Origin of the sequence: Microbacterium sp. SD291, assembly GCF_017355365.1 — a bacterium.
GTDB lineage: Bacteria > Actinomycetota > Actinomycetes > Actinomycetales > Microbacteriaceae > Microbacterium.
This window is the reverse complement of the sequence record NZ_JADIJR010000017.1, coordinates 1-21,591: the sequence shown is the minus strand read 5'-3', so window position 1 is coordinate 21,591 and position 21,591 is coordinate 1. Positions and strand designations below refer to the sequence as shown.

Annotated in this window: 19 protein-coding genes and 1 tRNA gene; 5 read left to right on the top strand and 15 right to left on the bottom strand. The window is 69.9% G+C overall.

Translation table 11 applies throughout. The features are described 5' to 3' along the window. Positions 1-87: 87 nt before the first annotated feature. From IPV10_RS10775 to IPV10_RS10740, 8 genes are all read right to left on the bottom strand, one after another. Entirely contained in the window at positions 88-1,638 is a 1,551-nt protein-coding gene (locus IPV10_RS10775) for a flavodoxin reductase (RefSeq protein WP_307861106.1), read from the bottom strand. Positions 1,639-1,653: 15 nt separating this feature from the next. Continuing rightward, positions 1,654-2,553, bottom strand: a complete 900-nt coding sequence (locus tag IPV10_RS10770) for an FAD:protein FMN transferase (protein WP_207483624.1) — start codon at positions 2,551-2,553, stop codon at positions 1,654-1,656. Positions 2,554-2,570: 17 nt separating this feature from the next. After that, the gene (locus tag IPV10_RS10765; RefSeq protein ID WP_207483622.1) at positions 2,571-3,041 is read right to left on the bottom strand and encodes a hypothetical protein; all 471 of its coding nucleotides are present in this window, start codon (positions 3,039-3,041) and stop codon (positions 2,571-2,573) included. Positions 3,042-3,141: 100 nt separating this feature from the next. Next, positions 3,142-4,176, bottom strand: a complete 1,035-nt coding sequence (locus IPV10_RS10760; RefSeq protein WP_207483620.1) for a ribose-phosphate diphosphokinase — start codon at positions 4,174-4,176, stop codon at positions 3,142-3,144. A 6-nt stretch (positions 4,177-4,182) separates the two neighbouring features. Continuing rightward, positions 4,183-5,613, bottom strand: a complete 1,431-nt coding sequence (glmU, locus tag IPV10_RS10755) for a bifunctional UDP-N-acetylglucosamine diphosphorylase/glucosamine-1-phosphate N-acetyltransferase GlmU (RefSeq protein ID WP_207483618.1) — start codon at positions 5,611-5,613, stop codon at positions 4,183-4,185. Position 5,614: 1 nt separating this feature from the next. Continuing rightward, positions 5,615-5,686: transfer RNA gene (locus tag IPV10_RS10750), tRNA-Gln, on the bottom strand. 86 nt (positions 5,687-5,772) lie between these two features. Beyond that, entirely contained in the window at positions 5,773-7,293 is a 1,521-nt protein-coding gene (locus IPV10_RS10745) for a gluconokinase (protein WP_207483616.1), read from the bottom strand. Between the two features lies 1 nt (position 7,294). Next, the gene (locus IPV10_RS10740; protein ID WP_207483614.1) at positions 7,295-8,677 is read right to left on the bottom strand and encodes a GntP family permease; all 1,383 of its coding nucleotides are present in this window, start codon (positions 8,675-8,677) and stop codon (positions 7,295-7,297) included. Positions 8,678-8,799: 122 nt separating this feature from the next. Here IPV10_RS10740 and IPV10_RS10735 point away from each other — a divergent pair, with 122 nt between their 5' ends. Next, on the top strand, positions 8,800-9,495 hold the full coding sequence (locus IPV10_RS10735; protein WP_207483612.1) for a FadR/GntR family transcriptional regulator: 696 nt from the start codon (positions 8,800-8,802) through the stop codon (positions 9,493-9,495). 7 nt (positions 9,496-9,502) lie between these two features. Beyond that, positions 9,503-9,997, top strand: coding sequence for a MarR family winged helix-turn-helix transcriptional regulator (locus IPV10_RS10730; RefSeq protein WP_207483610.1), 495 nt, complete (start codon positions 9,503-9,505; stop codon positions 9,995-9,997). Between the two features lie 72 nt (positions 9,998-10,069). Here the strand turns inward: IPV10_RS10730 and IPV10_RS17335 are convergent, their stop codons facing one another. Then, the gene (locus tag IPV10_RS17335) at positions 10,070-11,011 is read right to left on the bottom strand and encodes an NADP-dependent oxidoreductase (protein WP_207483608.1); all 942 of its coding nucleotides are present in this window, start codon (positions 11,009-11,011) and stop codon (positions 10,070-10,072) included. A 108-nt stretch (positions 11,012-11,119) separates the two neighbouring features. Between IPV10_RS17335 and IPV10_RS10720 the strand changes: the two genes are divergently transcribed. Both IPV10_RS10720 and IPV10_RS10715 read left to right on the top strand, forming a co-directional pair. Continuing rightward, positions 11,120-12,055, top strand: coding sequence for a GlxA family transcriptional regulator (locus IPV10_RS10720; RefSeq protein ID WP_207483606.1), 936 nt, complete (start codon positions 11,120-11,122; stop codon positions 12,053-12,055). 16 nt (positions 12,056-12,071) lie between these two features. Further along, positions 12,072-12,992, top strand: coding sequence for a pseudouridine synthase (locus IPV10_RS10715; protein WP_207483743.1), 921 nt, complete (start codon positions 12,072-12,074; stop codon positions 12,990-12,992). A gap of 9 nt (positions 12,993-13,001) precedes the next feature. Here IPV10_RS10715 and IPV10_RS10710 read toward each other — a convergent pair whose 3' ends face one another. The 6 genes from IPV10_RS10710 to IPV10_RS10685 form a co-directional block, all read right to left on the bottom strand. After that, positions 13,002-13,664 carry a methionine ABC transporter permease gene (locus IPV10_RS10710; RefSeq protein ID WP_207483604.1) on the bottom strand — a complete coding sequence of 221 codons (663 nt, stop codon included), beginning with the start codon at positions 13,662-13,664 and terminating at the stop codon, positions 13,002-13,004. Next, the gene (locus IPV10_RS10705; RefSeq protein ID WP_207483602.1) at positions 13,664-14,707 is read right to left on the bottom strand and encodes a methionine ABC transporter ATP-binding protein; all 1,044 of its coding nucleotides are present in this window, start codon (positions 14,705-14,707) and stop codon (positions 13,664-13,666) included. The genes IPV10_RS10710 and IPV10_RS10705 overlap by 1 nt, the downstream gene beginning before the upstream one ends. Before the next feature lie 87 nt (positions 14,708-14,794). Continuing rightward, positions 14,795-15,703 (bottom strand): MetQ/NlpA family ABC transporter substrate-binding protein, encoded by a 909-nt coding sequence (locus IPV10_RS10700; protein ID WP_207483600.1) that lies wholly within the window; start codon positions 15,701-15,703, stop codon positions 14,795-14,797. A gap of 91 nt (positions 15,704-15,794) precedes the next feature. Further along, complete coding sequence (locus IPV10_RS10695) at positions 15,795-17,507, bottom strand: Na+/H+ antiporter (protein WP_207483598.1); 1,713 nt, start codon at positions 17,505-17,507, stop codon at positions 15,795-15,797. Between the two features lie 43 nt (positions 17,508-17,550). Further along, entirely contained in the window at positions 17,551-19,377 is a 1,827-nt protein-coding gene (locus IPV10_RS10690) for an ABC-F family ATP-binding cassette domain-containing protein (RefSeq protein ID WP_207483596.1), read from the bottom strand. A 36-nt stretch (positions 19,378-19,413) separates the two neighbouring features. Then, positions 19,414-20,142, bottom strand: coding sequence for an alpha/beta hydrolase (locus tag IPV10_RS10685; protein WP_207483594.1), 729 nt, complete (start codon positions 20,140-20,142; stop codon positions 19,414-19,416). Positions 20,143-20,242: 100 nt separating this feature from the next. Here IPV10_RS10685 and IPV10_RS17035 point away from each other — a divergent pair. Further along, a partial coding sequence (locus IPV10_RS17035) for an HNH endonuclease signature motif containing protein (protein ID WP_242684875.1) occupies positions 20,243-21,591 on the top strand: 1,349 nt, incomplete at its 3' end.

Genomic DNA, 21,591 nt, shown 5'->3' with positions numbered 1-21,591 from the left:
GCGTCATCCGAAGCCGGCAGGGATGCTTCCGGCCGGTTCCAGACCCGTGAACCGGCCGAAACCATCCCCCGAAGCCGTCACCCGGACTCAGTACCCGGCGAAGGCGTCGGTCGTGAGGCCATGCGCCTTCTGCAGCGCGGGCGCGAGGTCGGCGATCAGACGCGGCGGACCCGAGATGAACGCGTGGCGTGCGGCGATGTCCGGCACGTGCCGCTCGAGCCCCTCGGCATCCAGCCGCACTCCCTTCGCCCACGTCCAGTGCTCCGGCAGCCCGGCGGGCTCATCGCGGGTGAACACGACCACCCGCGCGCCGGTCTCGGCCAGCTCGTGGCGGAACGCGAGCTCGGAGGAGTCGGATGCCACGTACACGAGCACCACGTCGCGCTGCTGCCCCGAACTCTGCAGCTGGCGCAGCTGAGAGACGAACGGCGTGACGCCGATTCCGGCGGCCACCATCAGCACGGGCGCAGTGCCTCGCGGCAGGAGGAAGTCGCCCCAGGTTCCGGTGACCGCGAGTGTGGCACCCGGCTCTGCCGCGGCGAGCGCGCGCTTGTAGCTCGACGGATGCTTCTGGTCGCCGTCCTTGTATGCGATGCGCAGAGTCGGCAGGTCGGCAGGGGCAGACACGATGCTGAACTCCCGTCGCGTGCCTCGGGCGTCGGGGTGGCGATGCGGGACGTCGAGTTCGAGATACTGCCCGGGGAGGAACTTCAGCTTCCCCTTCGCGCGGAAGGTCAGCTCCTGTGCGGTCGGCGTGACGAACCGACGCTGCTCGAGCGTGAGACGCACCGACCCGCGCAGCGCGAAGGCGAACGCGAGCAGGTTGCCGATGAGCAGCGCCCGCTCCTGCCCGAGCGAGAAGAGGCCGCCGACCATGATCGGCCAGCCGGCGAGCACCCCGACCAGGGCGGCGACGGAGAACTGCTGCCAGCGCCTCGGCGGAAGCGTCAACGGCTCGGAGAGCATGAACGCGCCGAGGAACAGGTAGGGCGACTGCAGCAGCGCGAACGACAGGGCCGTCCCGATCTCGAAGTCGGCTCCGAACTGCTGCGCCTGCACCGCCTGCCGCGTCAGTGACACCGCGACGGCGACGAGGAGGAACACGAGCACGATCCTCACCTTCTCGGTGCGCCACAGCACGATGAGCCCGAGGAGGGCGACGGGGGCGAACAGCGCGGGCGTGCCCACCCACCAGGCGGAGAACGTGCCGAGGCCCGCGATGGTCACCACCGCGGCTCCGAAGGCCGCGGGGTTCAGGATGTGGCGTCCTCGCCACGCGATCACGTACTTCGAGGCGCTGGCGAGCACTCCCGCGAGAGCGATACCGCCGAGCTCGGGAAACGTGAGGCCGGGCTGCAGCACGAAGAGCAGGATGAGTGCGGTCACAAGCGACGACTCGATGCGCCACGGCAGACGCAGCAGCCGCTGCACGACGGCGTCGACCGCCGAGATCACGGCGGCCAGCACCGCGAAGGACGCGATGAGCGCGAGCGGCGCGGGCGAGACGATCCTGAACAGCGACAGCACGAGCGCGATCGCGCCGAGGGTGAGCAGCGAGAACAGCACGAGCCGGTACATGGAGATCGCGCCGAGGAGCGCCAGCACCCGCTGCCGCATCGCGGTGAATGAGGTGAACACGACTTCTACTCTTCCCTACTTCTCGGTGACCGGCGCCGCATGCGACCCGGCGTCGGGCCGGCCCGCGAGGAACAGCTCGGCCGGGCAGCCCGGTGAGCGCTCGACCCTGCCGTCGGTCGTCATCCGCACCCACTCGACGCCCCACATCGCCGCGAGCTCAGGCCCGCCGTCGAAGAAGAGCGCGGTGGCGACGGCATCCGCCCGCATCGCGTCGCCGGCGATCGCCCAGGTCGCGGCCCAGGTGCGCACCGGCAGCCCGGTGCGGGCGTCGATGACGTGATGCAGGCCGTCGCCCCAGGACCTGCGGTTGACCGCCGATGCGCACAGTGCCGCGTCCTGCAGGCTCACGACTCCGATCGCCCTCGCCGGATCGTACGGATGCTCGAGGCCGACGCGCACGGCGCCGCCGCGCACCCGGATGTCGCCGCCGGCGTCGACGACGAGGTCGCCCGGAACCCCCTCGGAGAGGATCGCCATCACGAGATCGACCAGGCGCCCCTTGCCGAGCGCGCCCACGTCGAGAAGGACAGGGCCGGATGCCGTCGCCTCGTCGTCCGCCCAGGCCAGCAGCTCCGTCCAGGCCGGCGGCGCCGGCACCGGCTCCCCCGCCGTCATCGAGTACGAGGCGTCGTAGCCGAGTGCGCTGAGACTCGCCCCGACCAGCGGGTTGACCGCTCCCCCCGTGGCTGCGGAGAGCTCACGATAGGCGTCGAGCATCGCTGCGGCATCCGCCGACCGCACCGACCCGCCCAGACGAGCGACACGGGTCACGGCGGAGTCGACGCGGAAGCGCGACCACTCCCGATCGAACCGCTCGATCTCGGCGGTCACCGCCGCCCTGGTATCCGCCGCGAGCTCGTGCGAGGTCTCGATCTCCCAGCGGGTGCCGATCGCGTCGAAGCGCCAGAGCGCCATTCTCGGATCGCAGGGGCCTACGCGGCCGCCTGCTCCTTGATGGCCTCGACAGCCTGGTTGAACCCTCCGCTCGTCAGCGACGAGCCTGCCACGCGGCTGACGTCCAGTTCGTCGAGCGCGACCCCGACCACCTCGTCGCCGATGCCGTCGATGAACTGCCCCTGGTAGTTCTCGGTCTCGGGTGCCTGCGGGTCTCCGGTGACCTCGACCGCTTCCACGACGCCGTCGGCGATCGTGAGCGTCACCGAGATCGACTCGACCGTCTCGGGGGTCTGATAAGCCCCGTCTGCGGTGTACGTGCCGTCGGCGTAGGAGCCGGACGTCGTCTCGCTCGTCGACGTGTCATCGTTCGCTGCACCGGTGTCGCCACCGGTCGCGTCGTCCTGCGCGTCGGCGGCACCGGAGCACCCGGCGAGCACGAGGAGTCCTGCGATGCCGGCGAGCGCCGAGCCCTTGCGAACGGAAGTCGGTACCGTCGTGCGGATCATGATGGTCCTCCCGGCTGAGTATCGTTCGACTGCATGTCGACGTCTCGACGGTAGACAGCCGTCCTATGTGCCCGCTGTGCCGCCTCGATGAGCGCTCCGCTCAGGCGTCGCCGCCGAACATGCTCGTCACGGAGCCGTCCTCGAAGACCTCGTGGATGGCGCGGGCGAGCAGCGGGGCGATCGGCAGGATCGTGAGATTGTCCCAGCGTCGCGACTCGGTCAGCGGGATCGTGTCGGTGACGACGACCTCGTCGATCGAGGAGTCCTGCAGGCGCTCGGACGCAGGGTCGCTGAAGATCGCGTGCGTCGCGGCGACGATGACACGGTGCGCGCCGTTCGCCTTCAGCGCCTGCGCCGCCTTCACGATCGTGCCGCCGGTGTCGATCATGTCGTCGACCAGGAGGCACGTGCGCCCCTCGACTGTGCCGACGATCTCGTGCACCGAGACCTGGTTGGCGACCCTCGGGTCACGACGCTTGTGGATGATGGCCAGCGGGGCGCCGAGACTGTCGGACCATGTGTCGGCGACGCGCACGCGGCCCATGTCGGGCGAGACGACCGTGAGGATCTCGCGGTCCTCGGGCGTCAGGGTCTGCCGGAAGTGCTCGAGCAGCACGGGCTTGGCGAAGAGGTGGTCGACGGGGCCGTCGAAGAAGCCCTGGATCTGCGCGGCGTGCAGGTCGACGCTCATCACACGGTCGGCGCCGGCGGTCTTGAGCAGATCCGCGACGAGCCGGGCGCTGATCGGCTCGCGACCGCGGCCCTTCTTGTCCTGACGCGAGTACGGGTAGTACGGTGCGACGACCGTGATCCGCTTGGCCGAGGCGCGCTTGGCCGCGTCGATCATGATGAGGGTCTCCATGAGCCACTCGTTGACCGGTTCGCCGAACGTCTGGATGAGGAACAGGTCGCAGCCGCGGATCGAGACCTCGAAGCGCGCATAGATCTCACCGGAGGCGAAGGTGCGATGCTCGGTCGGCGCGAGCTCGGTGCCCAGCGCCGCGGCGACGGCCGCGGTCAGCTCGGGGTGGGAGCGTCCGCCGGCGATCACCAGGCGCTTCTTGGTCTTGGCGACCAGCCCGGGGGCGATGCCGTTGTCGCGATCCAGATCGACAGTCTTCTTCTTGCGCGCCATTTCCGCCTATTCCGCCGATCGCTCTCGGGCCGCGGCGTCCGCCGCACCCGTGCCTGCCCTGTTCTTCTCGACCCAGCCCTCGATGTTGCGCTGAGGCGCGACGCTCATCGCCAGCGCACCGGCCGGGACGTCCTTGCGGACGACGGCGCCGGCGCCGGTCTTGGCGCCAGCCCCAAGCCTAACGGGCGCGACCAGGGTCGTGTGCGATCCGGTGTGGACCTCGTCTTCGACGACCGTGCGGTGCTTGTTCACGTCGTCGTAGTTGGCGGTGATCGTGCTCGCGCCCAGGTTCACGCCGCGGCCGATCGTGGCGTCGCCGACGTAGGAGAGGTGCGGGACCTTGCTGCCCTCGCCGATCTCGGCGTTCTTCGTCTCGACGTAGGCGCCGATCTTGCCCCTGGCGCCGAGGACGGTGCCGGGGCGGAGGAAGGAGAACGGCCCGACCGTGGCCTCGGCGCCGATCACCGCGAGCGTGGCGTCGGTGCGGCGGACGATCGCGTCCGCTCCGACCTCGCAGTCGACGAGGGTCGTGTCTGGGCCGACGATGGCGCCCTCCGCGATCACGGTCGCCCGCAGGATGTGCGTGTTCGGGAGGATCGTGACGTCGGGCGCGAGCGTCGCGTCGTCGTCGATCCAGGTGGTGGACGGGTCGATGACCGTCACGCCGTCCAGCTGCCAGCGGCGCACGATGCGCGCGTTCAGGAGGCGCCCGACCTCGGCCAGCTGCGCACGGTCGTTGACGCCGTACGTGACCGTGACGTCGGAGACGACGGATGCCGCGACCCGGCTGCCGTCGCGGCGCAGCATCCCCGGCACGTCGGTCAGGTACATCTCGCCCTGGGCGTTGTCCACGCCGACTGCGGGGAGGTACTGGCGGAGGACGCCGATGCGGAAGGCGTACATGCCCGCGTTGATCTCGCGGACCGACGCCTCCTCCGCGCTGGCATCCTTCTGCTCGACGATGCGATCGACGCCGCCGTCGGCGTCGCGGATCACCCGGCCATAGCCGTTCGGGTCGTCGACGACCGCGGTCATCAGGGTCGCTGCGGCGTCCGCCGCGCGGTGCGCCTCGAGGAAGGACCGGAGCGTGTCGGCATCGGCGAGCGGGCAGTCGCCGGAGAGCACCAGAACGTCGCCGTCGAAGTCGGCGGGCAGAGCGTCGACCGCGACCTGCACGGCACGACCGGTGCCTGGCACGTCGTCCTGGTCGATGAAGACCGCCTGCGGGTAGTCCTCCCGGAGGGCGGCGACGACCTGGTCCCGCTCGTGGCGGACGACGACCTCGATGTGGTCGGCCTCCAGCCGCACGGCGGTGGTGAGCACATGCCCCACGAGCGGACGCCCGCCGATCGGATGCAGCACCTTCGGCAGGCGCGACTTCATGCGGGTGCCCTGGCCTGCGGCGAGGACGATGATGGCGAGATTGTTCCCAGTCATGCTCCGCCGCCAGGACTCGAACCTAGACCTAACAGCTCCAAAGGCTGTCGTGCTGCCATTACACCACGGCGGACCGCGGCGCCCTGCAGGACCCCGCGCGTCAAGTCTGCCATGCCCGGCCGCATGCGACATGATCGGGCGCGGCCGGGCGATGCGACCTCAGCGCACCGCGGGCAGTGACGGCGCGAGCCGTCGCAACCGGCGGTAGGTGGGCAGCAGCGCGTCGTAGAGCTCGTCGAACACCGGCAGCAGCGAGGAGTACACCGCCGCCTCAGCAGGGCGGGGGCGCACGGTCCTCTCCACTGGCTGCAGCTGGGCCGCGACGTCGATCGACTCGATCAGCCCGAGCGCCTGCATCCCGAGCAGCGCGGCCCCGAAGCTCGACCCCTCCTGACCTGCGAGCAGGCCGATCGGTGCGCCGAACGCGTCGGCGAGCGTCTGCTGCCAGAGCGGATGCCGGATCACGCCGCCTGTCGCGCGGATCTCGTCGATGTCGAGGCCGGCCGCACGCATCGACTGCAGCACCAGCGCGAGCTGGAGGGCGACGCCCTCGAGTGCCGCGCGCACCATGTGCTCGCGCGTGTGCGCCCTGGTGAGGCCGATGTACGCGCCGCTGGCCAGGCTGCTCCAGTGCGGTGCCCGCTCGCTCAGCAGGTAGGGCAGCATGAGCAGGCCGCCGGAGCCTGCGGGGATCTCCGCCGCACGATCGAGCAGCTCCTCGATCGGCACGTCTGCCTCGGCGATCTCGGCCCGTACCCAGTCGAGTGTGACGCCGCCGTTGTTGATCGCGCCGCCGATCACCCAGCGGTCCTCTGTGAGGGCGTAGCAGAACACGCCGCCGCGCGGATCGACCACGGGCCTGTCCACGGCGACCCGCAGGGCGCCGCTGGTTCCGATCGAGCACGCGGCGACGCCCGGCCGCACGGCGCCGACCCCGAGGTTGGCGAGCGGGCCGTCACCGGCCCCGACCACGACGGAGGTCGACATCGGCAGGCCGGTGGCCGCCGCGCCCTCCTCCGTCAAGCCCTCCAGGACGGTGGTGGTCGACACGAGCTCGGGGAGCTGCTCGGCCCGGATGCCGGCGAGCGACAACGCCTCCTCGTCCCACTCGAGCCGGTGGATGTCCATCAGCCCCGAGCTCGATCCGAGGGAATGATCGGTCACCAGAGCGCCGCACAGCCGCAGGAGCACCCAGTCCTTGGCGTTCACCCACATCGCGGCGGCCTGCCGGATGCGCGGCTCCTGCTCCCGGAACCAGACGAGCTTGGGAAGCGGCGACATCGGATGCACCGGCGTGCCGGTGCGGCGATGCAGCTCGAGCCCCCGTGCGGACGCGCGGATCCGCTCGGCCTGCACGGCCGCACGCGTGTCGGCCCAGGTGACGACCGGGGTGATCGGGTCCAGCTGCGCGTCGAGCGCCATCACGCTGTGCATCGCGGCGGAGAACGAGAGTCCAGCGATCCGCTCGGCGCCGATCTCGGCGACCACCTCCCGCACCGTCTGATAGACGGCACCGAGGATGAGCTCCGGATCCTGCACGGCGTGACCCGGGTGAGGCTCCTCGAGCGGGTAGCCGTGCGATGCGGTCGCCAGCTGCTCCCCCGCGACCGAGTAGGCCACGGCCTTGGTCGCGGTCGTCCCCATGTCGACGCCGATGACGATGTCGCGTGCGGCGCTCATGTCAGAAGATCGCGTAGACCGCGAGCACGAGCGCGAAGCCGACGACGGACTCGATCGCCTGCTGCACCGTCCAGGTCTTGAGCGTCGTCTTGACGTCCATGCCCATCAGGCGGCCGACGAGCCAGAAGCCGGAGTCGTTGACGTGGCTCGCGAACACCGATCCGGCAGCCGCTGCGAGCGTGATGGCGGCGACGTCGATGACGCTGAAGTTCCCCCCGATGACCGCGGGGGCGAGCAGGCCGGCCGTGGTGACGAGGGCGACGGTCGCCGACCCCTGCGCGACGCGGAGAGCGACGGCGATGAGGTAGGCCGCGAAGATCACCGGCATGCCGAGATCGCCGAGGCTGGACGAGAGCGCGTCGCCGATGCCGGACGCGCGCAGCACGCCGCCGAACATCCCGCCGGCACCGGTGATCAGGATCACTGAGGCGACGCTGCCGAGGGTGCCCTCGACGAGCTTCTCCAGGGCGCTTCCGTTCTCGCCGCGGAACTTGCCGAGCACCAGCAGGGCGACGAGAGCCGTGATGAGCAGCGCGACCGGCGACGTGCCGATGAGCATGAGCGCCTGCACCCAGGTCTCATCGCGGTCGACCGCGCCGATGCTGCCGAGCGAGTTCAGGCCGGTGTTGAGGAAGATCAGGACGAGCGGCAGCAGCAGGATGGCGACGACCGTGCCGGCCTTGGGCGGGTTCACCGGCTGATCGTCGTCCTTCGCGCCGAACAGCTCGGGGACGATCATCGGGTACCGCGAGTTGACGAACCGGCCCCACAGGTAGCCGGACAGGTACCAGGTCGGGAAGGCGATCACGAGACCGATGAGCATGACGATACCGAGGTTCGCGCCGAACAGCTCGGTGGCCGCGACCGGCCCGGGGTGCGGCGGGAGGAACACGTGCATGACCGAGAAGGCCGCCGCGCCGCTGAAGCCGTAGAGCAGCAGGTTGGTGCCGCCGATGCGCCGCGCGACGGCGAAGATGATCGGCAGCATCACGATGAGCCCGGCGTCGAAGAAGATCGGGAAGCCGAGGATGAGCGATGTGATGCCGAGGGCGAAGGCCGCGCGCTTCTCCCCGAAGATCGACACCATCTTCTCGGCGATGACCCTCGCGCCGCCGCTGGACTCGATGAGCCGGCCGATGATCGCACCGAGTCCGATGAGCAGCGCGACGGCTCCGAGGGTGCCGCCGAAGCTGGACACGAGCACCTCGTTGACGAGCGCGCCGAGCGGCAGGCCAGTCGCGATCGCGGTCAGCAGCGACACCACGATGAGCACGAGGAACGCATGCAGCTTGAGCTTGATGACGAGGAAAAGAATGAGGGCGACGGCTGCGGCGGCGATCCCGAGAAGGGGGCCGGTGCCGAGCGTCTGGGTCCAGTCTTCCATTGGTTTCTCCATTGAAAAGGGGTGGATGCAGGCTCAAAGGTACTACTTATGGGATCCGGAAGTCAATAGTAGTATCAATGCCGAATCCAGTATGGCCTGATGCCCACGACGGAGGAGCGATGATGCCCGCTGACCTGCACGGTGACGTCCTCGACGACCTCGGGAGCCGCATCGTGTCCGGCGAGCTCGCGGAAGGCGAGGTTCTCACCCTCGCCCAGCTCGAGGCGGAGTACGGCGCCTCGCGCACCCTCGTGCGCGAGGCCGTGCGCGTCCTGGAGAGCATGGGGATGCTGGCCTCCCGTCGCCGTGTCGGCATCACGGTCCAGCCGCGCTCGCGGTGGGACGAGTTCGATGCGGAGGTCATCCAGTGGACGCTGCGCGGACCGGACAGGCAGCAGCACCTCGAGGCTCTCATGGAGCTGCGGGTCGCCGTCGAGCCGATGGCGGCCGGCCTCGCCGCGCGGCGGGCGAGCGCGGAGCAGCGCGTCGAGATCCGGCGCCTCGCGGAGGTGCTGGACGACCTCGGCCGCCGAGGACTCGGTGACACCGGGCCTTACCTCGACGCTGATCTCGCGTTCCACTCGCTCGTCCTCGCAGCATCCGGCAATCCACTCCTGGCCGCCCTGGAGCGGCCAGTCCGCGAGGTGCTCGCCGGAAGGACTCGGCTCGGACTGCATCCGAGCACGCCGGCGCCCGGCACGCTCGAGCAGCACCTCCGCGTCGCAGTCGACATCGCCGGAGGAGACGCCGCCGCTGCCGAGCAGCACTCCCGAGAGCACCTGAGCGGCGTATGGGGCGAGATCGCGCCCGAGAGATAATGATCGGATGAGCGAGGCGGATGAGGTCGACCGGATCGTCGGAGCCTGGAACACCCAGCGGCCCGACCTCGATTTCTCACCCCTCGAGGTGCTGTCGCGGATGGACCGGCTCTCGCGCCTCCTCGACCGCGCCAGGCGCGACGTGTTCCGGCGCAGCGACCTGGAGCCATGGGAGTGGGACGTGCTCTCGGCGCTCCGCCGCGCCGGCTCGCCTTTCCAGCTCTCGCCCAAGCAGCTGCTGCAGCAGACCCTGGTGTCCAGCGGCACCATGACCAACCGGATCGACCGGCTGGTCGGCCGCCGCTTCGTGCGAAGGGAGGCCGACCCGGACGACGGGCGCAGCGTGCTCGTCATCCTCACGGACGATGGCCGGATCCGCGTGGATGCCGCGATCACCCGGCTCGTCGACGTGGAGGACGACCTGCTCCAGGCGCTGTCCCGCGGCGACCGCGACCGGCTCGCAGGGCTGTTGCGAAAGCTCAGCCTCAGCTTCGACGCCTGAGCTTCGACGACGGAGTTTCGACGACGGAGTTTCGACGACGGAGTTTCGACGACGGAGTTTCGACGACGGAGTCTAGACCGACGGATCGACGACCACGGCGACCTTTCCGGTGACCCGCCCGGTCTCGACGCGTTCCTGCGCCGCGACGAGCTCCTCGAGCGCGAACTCCGAGTCCAGGTGCACGTCGACCTCACCGGCATCCGCGAGCGCGGCGATCTCCGCGAGCTGCGCGCCGTTCGCCGCGACGAGGATCCGCTCGACCGGCGCGGCGCCCCACTCGCCGAGCCGGATCCGGTCGCCCTCGGACAGGCCGGTGATGGAGATGACGGCGGTGCCCTCGGCGACCGCGCCGCGCGGCGGCAGCGTGTCGTCGACGGTGACGATCACGGTGTCGAACCGATCCAGCGCGGCGAGAGCCTGGTCGTCGCGATAGTCGACGACGTGGCCCGCGCCCCACCCGCGCACCAACTCGTGCTTAGCGGCGCTGGCAGTGGCAGTGACCTCGGCGCCCCGCGCCTTCGCGAGCTGGATCGCCAGGTGCCCCACTCCCCCGGCACCGCCGAGCACGAGCACTCGCTGCCCCGAGCCGACGGCTGCCGCCTCCAGAGCCTGCCACGCGGTGAGCGCGGCGAGGGGCGCGGCGCCCGCCTGTGCGGTGCTCCACACGGCAGGAGCCGGAGCCAGATCCCTGGCAGCGACCACTGCGAACTCGGCCAGCGTGTGCGCGGCGGCGGGGAACGCGGCGAGCGCGAACACCCGATCGCCGGGCGACCACTCGCTCACATCAGGCGCCACGTCCGCGACTGTTCCGGCGACGTCCCAGCCCGGCCGATCGGAGTACCTGATCGGCCCGAAGTCGGTCGCCGCCGCGCGGATCTTGACGTCGACCGGATTGAGGCCGGCTGCGCCGACCCTGACGACGACCTCGCCCGGCCCCGGAGCCGGGACGGCGGTCTCTGTGATCGAGATGACCTCGGAAGCGGATCCCGCACCGGAGTACTTCGCTGAACGCACGTGCTCTGCCTTTCATGCTGACGGCCGGTCCGGCCACTGCTTCCAGCATGCTGGGCCGTCCGGTCGCGCGACAGTGGCTGAACAGGCAACATGTGTCATGATGTGGCCATGCATCGAGTCGTGATCGTCGCCCTTCCCGGCGTGTACCCGTATGAGCTCGGCGTCCCCTCCCGCTTCTTCCGCGCCGCCCGGCGCGGCGGACGGCCGCTGTACTCGGTGACGACCTGCACCCTGGACGGCCGGCCGGTGCAGACCGACGCCGACTTCTCGATCACGCCGTCGGCGGACAAGAGCGCACTGGCGAGCGCCGACACGATCATCGTCCCGCCGTGGAGGGCCGCCGAGACCTCGGGCGACCCGATCGGCCTCGCCGAGTTCTCCGACCGACGCGTGGTCAGCTACTGCACCGGCGCGTTCACGGTCGCGGCATCCGGCCTGCTCGACGGCAGGGAGGCGACCACCCACTGGGACTCCTCGGCAGACTTCGCGAGGCGCTTCCCTCTGGTGCGCCTGCGACCAGACGAGCTCTTCGTCGACACCGGCTCGGTACTCACGGCCGCCGGCGCCTCGGCCGCGGTCGACGCGACGATGCACCTGATCGCACGCGACCATGGTGCGGCGGTCGCGGCGACCGTCTCCCGGATCACGCTCGCGGCCCCTCATCGGGGAGGAGGACAGCGTCAGTTCATCGCGAGGCCCGCGATCGCGCCGTCGAACAGCGGCTCGGCCAGCGACATCCAGCACTGGCTGATGTCCCGGATCGACGAGCCGCTCTCACTGAACGCCGTCGCCGACAGGTTCGGGATGAGCGTGCGCACCCTGACCAGGCGCTTCCGCGCCGAGACCGGCCGCACCCTCGGGGACTGGTTCGCCGACGCCAGGGTCGATCGCGCTCGCGAGCTTCTCGAGACCACCGACCTCCTCGTCGATGCGGTCGCCGCGGGTTCCGGGTTCGCCACGGCGGCGGCACTGCGCAAGCACTTCCGCGACCGGGTCGGACTGTCTCCGCACCAGTATCGATCGCGCTTCACCCAGGCCGTCTAGGCTGGTTCGAATGGGCATGCTCTCCCCCCTTCCCATGCGCGACGGCGTCGGCGCGACCCGTCTGCACGTTCCGATGCAGGGTGCCTGGCCGACCGTCGCGTCCTACATGATCGAGCGGTTCTTCCATCTCGACGCCGAAGGCCTGCTCGCCCGCTTCGACCGCGGGGAGATCGTCGACCGCGACGGCAGTGCACTGAATCGGGACACCCCGCTCGGGGACGCGGAGTTCGTCTGGTACTACCGTGACCCGCCGGTGGAGAAGCGGATGCCGTTCGAGGTCGAGCTCCTGCATCAGGATGAGGAGCTCGTCGTCGTCGACAAGCCGCATTTCCTGCCGACGACCCCCGGCGGCCGGTACCTGCAGAACTCCGCGCTGGTGCGGCTGCGGAATCTGCTCGGCATCCCCGAGCTCACACCGATCCACCGCCTCGACCGTGCGACCGCCGGCCTGCTGATGTTCTCGGTCCGTCCGGCGACCCGCGGCGCCTACCAGCTGCTGTTCGAGAACCGTCAGGTGCAGAAGGTGTACGAGGCGGTCTCGGCGCGCCCTGTGGACTGGGATCCCGGCCGCTTCCCGCTCGTGTACCGCAACCGCATCACGAAGAACCGCGGCGAGGTGCGCGTGCGGATCGACGACGGGGAGGAGTCCAACTCCGAGACGCTGATCGAGCTGCTGAGCGCCGACGATCGGGTCGTACACACGCTGCTGCGCCCGCACAGCGGCAAGATGCACCAGCTGCGCGTCCATCTCGCGGCCGTCGGCCTCGGCATCCTGAACGACGGCTTCTACCCCGAACTGCTGCCCGAGACGCCGGACGACTTCGACCGGCCGCTGCAGCTGCTCGCGCGCGAGCTGCGCTTCACCGACCCGCTGAGCGGCGAGGCGCGGGAGTTCACGACGCGCCGCCGGCTGCAGGACGCCCCGGCGGCTCCCTGACCCGGCCGGTCAGCGCCGCATGACCTTGCGCGCCAGCCTGTTTCCGAGCATCTGCACGAGGTGCACGAACACGACGATCAGGATGATCGCGGCCCACATCACGACCGGCTCGAACTGGCGGAAGCCGTAGATCTGGGCGAACGCGCCGAGTCCGCCGCCGCCGATCAGCCCCGCCATCGCGGTCATGTCGATCAGCGCGACGATGATGAACGTGTAGCCGAGGATGAGCGGCCCGAGCGCCTCGGGGATCGCGACGGTGAACAGGATCCGCCAGGGGCCCGCGCCCATCGAGCGCGCCGCCTCGATCACGCCGGGAGACACCGAGACGAGGTGCTGCTCGACGATGCGGCCGATGGCGAAGGACGCAGCGAGGCCGATCGCGAACGCGCCGGCGTTCGTGCCGATGCCGGTTCCGATGATCAGGCGCGCGAGCGGCTGCGAGACAGCGGCGATGAAGATCACGAACGGGATCGGCCGGAAGATGTTGATGATGGTGTTCATCGCGATGCTGACCGGGCGGTTCGGCAGGATGCCGCCGCCCCGGGTGACATAGAGGACGACGCCCCAGACGAGCCCCAGCACGCCGCCGAGCACGAGCGCGATCGAGGTCATGTAGAGGGTCTCGAGGGCGGCGACCCAGAACTCCGGCCACAATTCCATCAGACGATCCATCAGCGGACCTCCTCTCCGGCGATCTCGGTGACTTCGACGCGCTCGGCGATGGCGGCCAGCGTCCGGTCGATCGCGACGCCTTCACCGCGGATCGCGAGTGTCAGGTGACCGAACGCGCGTCCGCGGATGTCGTTGATCCCGCCGAAGACGAGCTCGAAGTCGAGTCCGGCCGTGGCGAGGTCGAGGAACACCTGCGCCTGCGAGGAGTCGCCGTCGCGGAACGAGAAGGTGACCAGACGGCCCCTGTGCCGCTCCCGCAGCACCGCGAGCTCGGAGGGCGAGGGGATGCCCTTGACCACGGTGCCCACGAACCGCTGGGATGCGGGATTCTGCGGGGCGGAGAACACGTCGAACACGTCTCCCTGCTCGATCACGCGTCCGTTCTCCATCACGGCCACCTTCGTGGCGATGGTCTGGATGACGTCCATCTCGTGCGTGATCACGACGATCGTGACGCCCTGCTCCTCGTTCACTCGCTTGAGCAGGTCGAGCACCTCGTGGGTGGTCTGCGGGTCGAGGGCGCTGGTGGCCTCATCGGCGAGCAGGATGGCCGGGCCTGTGGCGAGCGCACGGGCGATGCCGACGCGCTGCTTCTGGCCGCCGGAGAGCTGCTCTGGGTACGCCTTCGCCTTGTCGGCGAGGCCGACGAAGCTCAGCAGCTCAGCCACCCTGGCGTCGATGTCCGCTTTGGACCACCCCGCCAGCTTCAGCGGATAGGCGATGTTCGCCCTGACGCTCTTCGAGGCGAACAGGTTGAACTGCTGGAAGATCATGCCGATGCCGCCGCGGACCCGGCGCAGCTCCCGCTCCCGGAGTGCGGTGATGTCGACGCCGTCGACCGTGATCGTGCCGCCGGTCGCGGGTTCGAGCGCGTTGATCAGCCGCACGAGGGTCGACTTTCCTGCACCCGAATAGCCGATGATGCCGAACACGTCGCCCTTCTCGATGGCGAGGGTCACATCATCGACGGCGACGACGTCACCGGCATCCGCTGCGCTCGGCGGGTACGCCTTCGACACGTTCGTCAGTGTCACGATCGGCATCTGCTGCTCCGGTCTGCTGCTGGTCCGCTGGGTGCGAAAAGGAAGAATCGGGTGGCGCTGGCGCCACCCGATTCTCTCAGTCCAGGATCACTTCTGGGCTTCGGTGTCCTCTTCGACCTTCTTCAGCGCGGACACGAGGTCCTCCGCCGGGGTCTGCAGGGAGACGGCCGTGCCACCGGAGGACTCGAGGAGCCCCGCCTGCACGTCGGCGTCGGTCTGGAAGATCTCGACCAGCTTCAGGTAGGTCTCGTTGTCGGCGTCGTCGGCGCGTGCCGCGAAGATGTTCACGTACGGCAGCGCGTTCGGGTCCTCCGGGTCGTCCTGCGCGATCGCGTCGTCGAAGGTGAGACCGGCGTCCTCGACGAAGTCGTTGTTCAGGATCGCCGCGGCGACATCGGGCAGCGATGTCGCGAGGAGCGCCGCCTCGAGGGCGGTGACCTTGACCTTGGACTTCTCGGTGTCGACGTCGGCCAGGTCGGAGAAGATGCTGCCGCCGCTCTTGAGTTCGATGAGCCCGGCGGACTGCAGCACCAGCAGCGCACGTGCCTGGTTGGACGCGTCGTCGGGGACCGCGACGGTCTCGCCCTTCGGGATGTCCTTCACATCGTCGAACTTCTTCGAGTAGAGGCCGAGCGGGTAGATCGCGGTGGAGCCGATCGGGACCAGTCCCTTGCCCGAGTTCACGTTGTAGTCCGCGAGGTACACGATGTGCTGGAACTGGTTCAGGTCGAGCTCGCCCTCGGCGAGAGCCGGGTTCGGCTGCTCGTAGGAGCCGAAGTCGACGAGCTCCACCGTGATGCCCTCTTCGGCCGCGGCCTCGACGAAGGGCGCCCACTGCGCGTCGCCCTTGCCGACGATGCCGATCCTGACCGTCTCCCCGCCGGATTCTCCGTCGCCGGAGCCGGCGTCGGAGGATGCCGTGGCGCAGCCTGCGAGCGCCACGAAGAGCGGGACGGCCGCGAGGGCGGCGATGATGGACGTCGTGCGACGGGACATGTGAAGGGTTCCTCTCTTGGGGGACTCTCCCACGTTATTCATGGCCTCCGGCACCCGTGGAATCGGGTGTCACAGAGCGTCACAGCGCGTGTCAGTCGAACTCCTCGATGCCCTGCAGGCGCACCTGCTCCAGGTCGAGCCGCGCCGCGATCCGGCGGACGACGATGTCATCGACCGTGCCGGATCTGCGAAGGCCGAGCAGCACCTCGCGCTTGCGGTCCAGGAGTGCGAGCTTGAGCCTGGTGTGCTCCTCATGGCGGATCAGCGGCGAGCGCTGGGCGAGGTCGACCGCGGTGGAGGTGGCGATGATCTGCAGGCTCGCTCCGCCTGCGGCATCCGCTGCGTCCTGACCATGGACGCCCTCGAACGGATCCGGCTCGTCGAGCATCTCGTCGAGCGCGCGCGCCTCGGCATCGACCAGCGCCTGCTCCCTCGCGAGCGATCGCGCGTTGGCGAACTCGAGCATCTGATACCCCTCGGTGCGGACACGGTCGAGCACCTCCTGCCCGATGCCGTGCTCCAGCGCCAGGTCGTCAAGCGCCGCGAGCGCTGCGCCCGAGATCGCGCGCTCCGCGAGCTCGTACTCCTCGACCTCCGCGGAGTCGATGGGAAGCCGCGCCCAGCGCGCGACAGCGGGGAGCGCCGGGCCCTGGACGAGCAGGCTCAGCAGGATGACCCCGGCCGTGACGAACACGATCTCCTCGCGCCCCTCCCCGCCGATCGTGGCAGGCACCGACAGGGCGATGGCGAGCGATACGGCGCCGCGCATGCCGGCGACCGTGGACACGACGCGGGCGCGGGCCCGGAGGCCTCGCGGCGGGCGTGGTCCCGGCTGACGCTGGAACGGCACGCTCAGCCACTGGAACAGGTAGCGGACGATGACGAGCGCGCCCCAGACGGCCAGGGTGATCAGGACGAGGCGGCCGATCGCCGCCGCCGAGATCTCGTGCACGACGAACTGCACCTCGAGCCCGATCAGCACGAACAGGGCGCCGTTGAGGAGGAAGACGCCGAACGGGAACGCCGCCTCAGCCTGGCGGCGCGACGACGCCGTGGTGATCCGCGGCGACACGTACGCGATCACCAGGCCCGCGACGACCACGGCGAGCACTCCGGAGGCGTGCACGATCTCGGCGAGCAGGAACGCCGTGAACGGCACCAGCAGCAGGGCGACGTTGATCACGACCGTCCTGGACGTCCGGCGGAGCAGCAGGTAGGCCAGCGCCGCGATGACGGCGCCGGCCGCGATCCCGCCGACATAGGAGATGAGGACCCTCGTCGTGACGGTGAGGGGCGTGATGTCATCGCCGACGGCGAGCGAGACCGCGATCGCGTAGAGCACGAGCGCGGTGCCGTCATTGGTGAGGCTCTCGGCCTTCAGCTTCATGAACATGCGCTGCGGCAGCAGGCGCCCGAGCGCCGCGACGGCGGTGGCGTCCGGCGGCGCGACGGCAGCCCCGAGGATCAGGGCGATCTCCCACGGCATCCCGAGCAGGACGCCGACCCCGGCGACGGAGAACGCGGATGCCACCACCAGCAGAGTGCTCATCGGGAGGATGTAGCGGAAGTCGCGGCGGATGGAACGGAGAGACGTCGTGAGGCTCTCCCAGAACAGCATCACGGGCAGGAACAGGAGCAGCACGGTCTCGGGCGGGAGCTGGATCTCGCGCAGCGCCGGGACGAACCCGAGCAGCAGCCCGAACAGCACCAGGACCAGCGGCAGCGCGAGCCGGATGCGGGGCGCGAGCAGCGCACCGGTGAGGATCGTCAGTCCGAGCAGGACGGTGACTTCAAGGCCTTCCATCTCCACCTCTCAACAGCGGTGACTGAAGGATATTCCTCCTGAGTCAGCCGAGCGCCTCCGTGAGCTCGAACCAGCGGAGCTCGAGCTCCTCGATCTCCGCCGCCTTCTCGCTGATCGACTTCATCTTGTCGCCGAGGCCGGCGTAGTCCGCCTGATCGTGCTCCGCGAGCGCGTGCTTGGCGGCATCCACCTGCTCCGTGAGCTTCTGGATGCGGCGCTCGAGAGAGGCGACCTCCTTCTGCGCGGCGCGGAGGGCTGCGCCTTCGAGCCCCTTGGGCGCGCCGGGCGCCTGCGCGGACTTCGCGGCGGGCGCGGCATCCTGCAACTGGCGCAGCCGCAGGTACTCGTCGACTCCGCCGGGAAGGTGGCGCAGGTGACCCGCTCCGTCGGGGCCGGCGAGGATCGCGTACTGCTGATCGGTGACGCGCTCGAGGAAGTAGCGGTCGTGGCTGACGACCAGGAGCGTTCCCGACCACGAGTCGAGGAGGTCCTCGATCGCGGCGAGCATGTCGGTGTCGAGGTCGTTGGTCGGCTCGTCGAGGATCAGCACGTTCGGCTGGTCGAGGAGCACGAGGAGGAGCTGAAGGCGGCGCTGCTGGCCGCCGGAGAGGTCCTTCACGAGAGTGGAGAGCTGCGCCGAGTCGAAGCCGAGCCGCTCGAGGAGCTGTCCGGGGGTGAGATCCTGCGCCTTGGAGCCGGCACCCATCGTGTAGGAGGTGCGCAGTCCCGAGATGACGACGCGCACCGGGTCTTTCCAGTGCTGGTCGAGCTCGTCGAGGCGCTGGGTGAGCGTCTGCACCTGCACGGTCTTGCCGCGCTTGACGCGCCCCGTCGTCGGCTCGACGGTTCCGGCGATCAGACCGAGAAGCGTGGACTTGCCGGCGCCGTTGACGCCGAGGATGCCGGTGCGCTCCCCCGGCGCGATCCGCCATTCGACGTCGCGGAGGACGGTCTTCTCCTGGCCCCCTGAGCCTGTCGAAGGGAAGGAGACGCTCACGTCGAGGAGGTCGACGACATCCTTGCCGAGGCGCGAGACGGCAAGCGACTGCAGCGACACCTTGTCGCGGATCTCGGGGACGTCGGCGATCAGCTCGTTGGCCGCGTCGATGCGGAACTTCGGCTTGCTGGTGCGGGCCGGAGCTCCTCGGCGTAGCCAGGCGAGCTCCTTGCGGGCGAGGTTCTGACGCTTCGCCTCGGTGGCCGCGGCCATCCGGTCGCGCTCGACGCGCTGCAGGATGTACGCCGCGTATCCGCCCTCGAAGGGCTCGACGATGCGGTCGTGCACCTCCCAGGTCTCGGTGCAGATCTCATCGAGGAACCACCGGTCGTGTGTGACGACCATGAGCGCGCCGGAGTTCGCCGACCAGCGCCTCTTCAGGTGCCCGGCGAGCCAGGTGATGGCCTCGACGTCGAGGTGGTTGGTCGGCTCGTCGAGCGCGATCACGTCCCAGTCGCCGGCGAGCAGCTTCGCGAGCGACACGCGGCGCCGCTGACCGCCGCTGAGCGAGCCGATCTCGGCATCCCACGGCAGGTCCCGCAGGAGGCCCTCGATGACGTCGCGGACCCGCGAGTCACCCGCCCACTCGTGCTCGGGGGTGTCGCCGACCACGGCCGCGCCGATGGTCAGGTCGTCGGGGAGGGTGTCGGCCTGGGCCAGCACGCCGATCGTGGTGCCGCCGCGTACCGTCACCCGGCCCGAGTTCGGCTCCTTGAGACCCGCCAGCATCCCCATGAGGCTGGACTTGCCGTCGCCGTTGCGACCGACGATCCCGATCCGGTCCCCCTCGTCGATGCCGAGGGTCACGGAGTCGAAGACGACCCTGGTCGGGTATTCGAGGTGGAGGGCTTCTGCCCCGAGAAGATGTGCCATGTCACTGTCAAGGGTAGTTGCGCGGGGACGCGGCGATCACCGGGCGGCGAACATCTCGGGGACGGATGCCGTGAACTCCGCGAAATGGCTGTACCAGACTGTGTGCGCGGCGCCTGGGATGCTGCGGATGACGGCGCCGCTCTCCTCGAACCCGCGCGCGGCGTCGTCCGTGACCCAGACGCTCGGATCGGCGCGGACGACGATCGAGCCCGGCGCCGGCCGCCACGAGTGGTCGGGGCCGCAGGAGATGGAGGCAGAGGTGGCGGGGTCGAAGCGCTCGGCGGCGCGGGCCTCGACCGTGGCGTCCGTCTCCGAGTAGTAGGGGCGTGTCTTCCGCAAGTGGCCACGGGTGCGCGCTCGTCGGTCGCGCTCGTAGCGGGCGATGAGCGTCTCGCGGTCCTGCCCGCCGCTCAGGGCGAGCCCTGCGTCGACGTAGACCGCCAGCTCAGGCTGCAGTTCGTGTGCGGCGGCGGCCAGCACCGAAGCGCCGTAGGAATGTCCGATGGCCGCGATCGGTCCTTCGGACGCTCTGCTCCGGACGGTCTCGACGACGGATGCCGCGGCGCTGTCGATCGTGAGGTGCGGGTCGCGCGGGGAAAGGCCGTGACCGGGAAGGTCGAGGGCCAGCACCCGGAAGCCGCGGTCGGCGAGGAGAGGAGCGACCCGCCACCAGCTCTCGGCGGAGCCCATCAGACCATGCAGGAGTACTGCGGTCCGGCCGCGGTCGGGCCCCTCGGGCTCGCGCTCGATGACGTTCAGCAGCATCGGGACAGTCAATCACGTTCGTTATCGTTCTGTGACCCTGCACCCCCGTTTCGAGGCGAACAGAGGTTCGAATGTCGGAGGTGGGTGGTTCACTGGTTTCATGGAAGCTCTGGTCGACGCGACGGATTCCCAGATGGTGATGCTCACCGATCTGGTCGAGTCGCTCGCTGCGGCGGAGTCGACGCTGGCGTCGATGATGGCGGCGCGGGACGGGCTGCTCGCGATGGCGGGGCGGCTGGCGGTCGACATCGCGAAGCAGGGTGATCATCCGGACGGCGCGGACATGACCTTGCGGGTCGTGGCGGCCGAGATCGGGGCGGTGCAGCGGGTCAGTGACCGGACGGTGCAGCGGCGGATGTCGCAGGCATCGTGGCTGGTCGACGGGTTCCCGGCCGTGTGGGAGGCGCAGGGTGCGGGGCGGATCAGCGCGGGGCATGCGGCGGTGATCGTCGAGGCCGCAGGCCACCTGCAGGGCGATGACGAGCGCGCCGCGTACGCGGTGGCGGTGCTGCCGCTGGCGGAGACCGAGTCCCCGAACCGGCTGCGGCCGTTGGCGCGGCGGATCGCGGAACGGTTCCGGGAGCGCAGCATCGATGACCGGCACCGGGACGCCCGCCGGCTGCGTCGCACCTGGACCACCGAGGGCGAAGACGGCATGGGTGGGTTCCACGTGCACGCGCCGGCCGCGCTCGTGCACGGCATGATGGACCGGCTCTCCCAGATGGCGCACCGCGTCCGTCAGGACAACGCCCGGGCCGTGAAAGAGGCGAAGACCGCAGGGGTGCCGTTCGAGGCTGACACGCGCACGATCGATGAGATCCGCGCGGATCTGCTCGTCGATCTCGTCCTCACCGGCGCGCCGACCGGACACGACACCGTCGACGGGCTCCTCGCAGAGATCCGCGCGAACATCGAGGTCACCGTCCCCGTACTCACACTGATGGGCGAGGACCTGACCCCCGAGCCCGACACGGACACAGAGACAGAGAACGCCGATACCGGCGCGGATGCCGAGGATCGGCTGTGGGACGGCGACACCGACGACGACACAAGCGCCGCGTATGCCGACGATGTTGACGAAGCGGATGCCGCTCCCGACGGCCCCGCGGATACCGGCGCCGCTGACGCCGCGTCATCTGTACCGGGTGACGGCCGGCCATCGTTTCCGCCGGCGCTGCTGGACGGTGTGACGCCCATCGACACCGCGACCGCCCGGTTCCTCGCCGGTCGTGCGACCGGGTGGGACAGGGTCCTCACCCACCCGATCACCGGGGCCCTGCTCGCCGTCGACCGCTACCGGCCCTCCGCACACCTCCGACGCCACCTCCGAGTCCGCGACCAACGCTGCCGCTTCCCCGGATGCCGCATCCCCGCACGCAAATGCGACGCCGACCACAACCAGGCAGCCTCCACCGGTGGCGCGACCTGCGACGAGAACCTCTGCGCGTT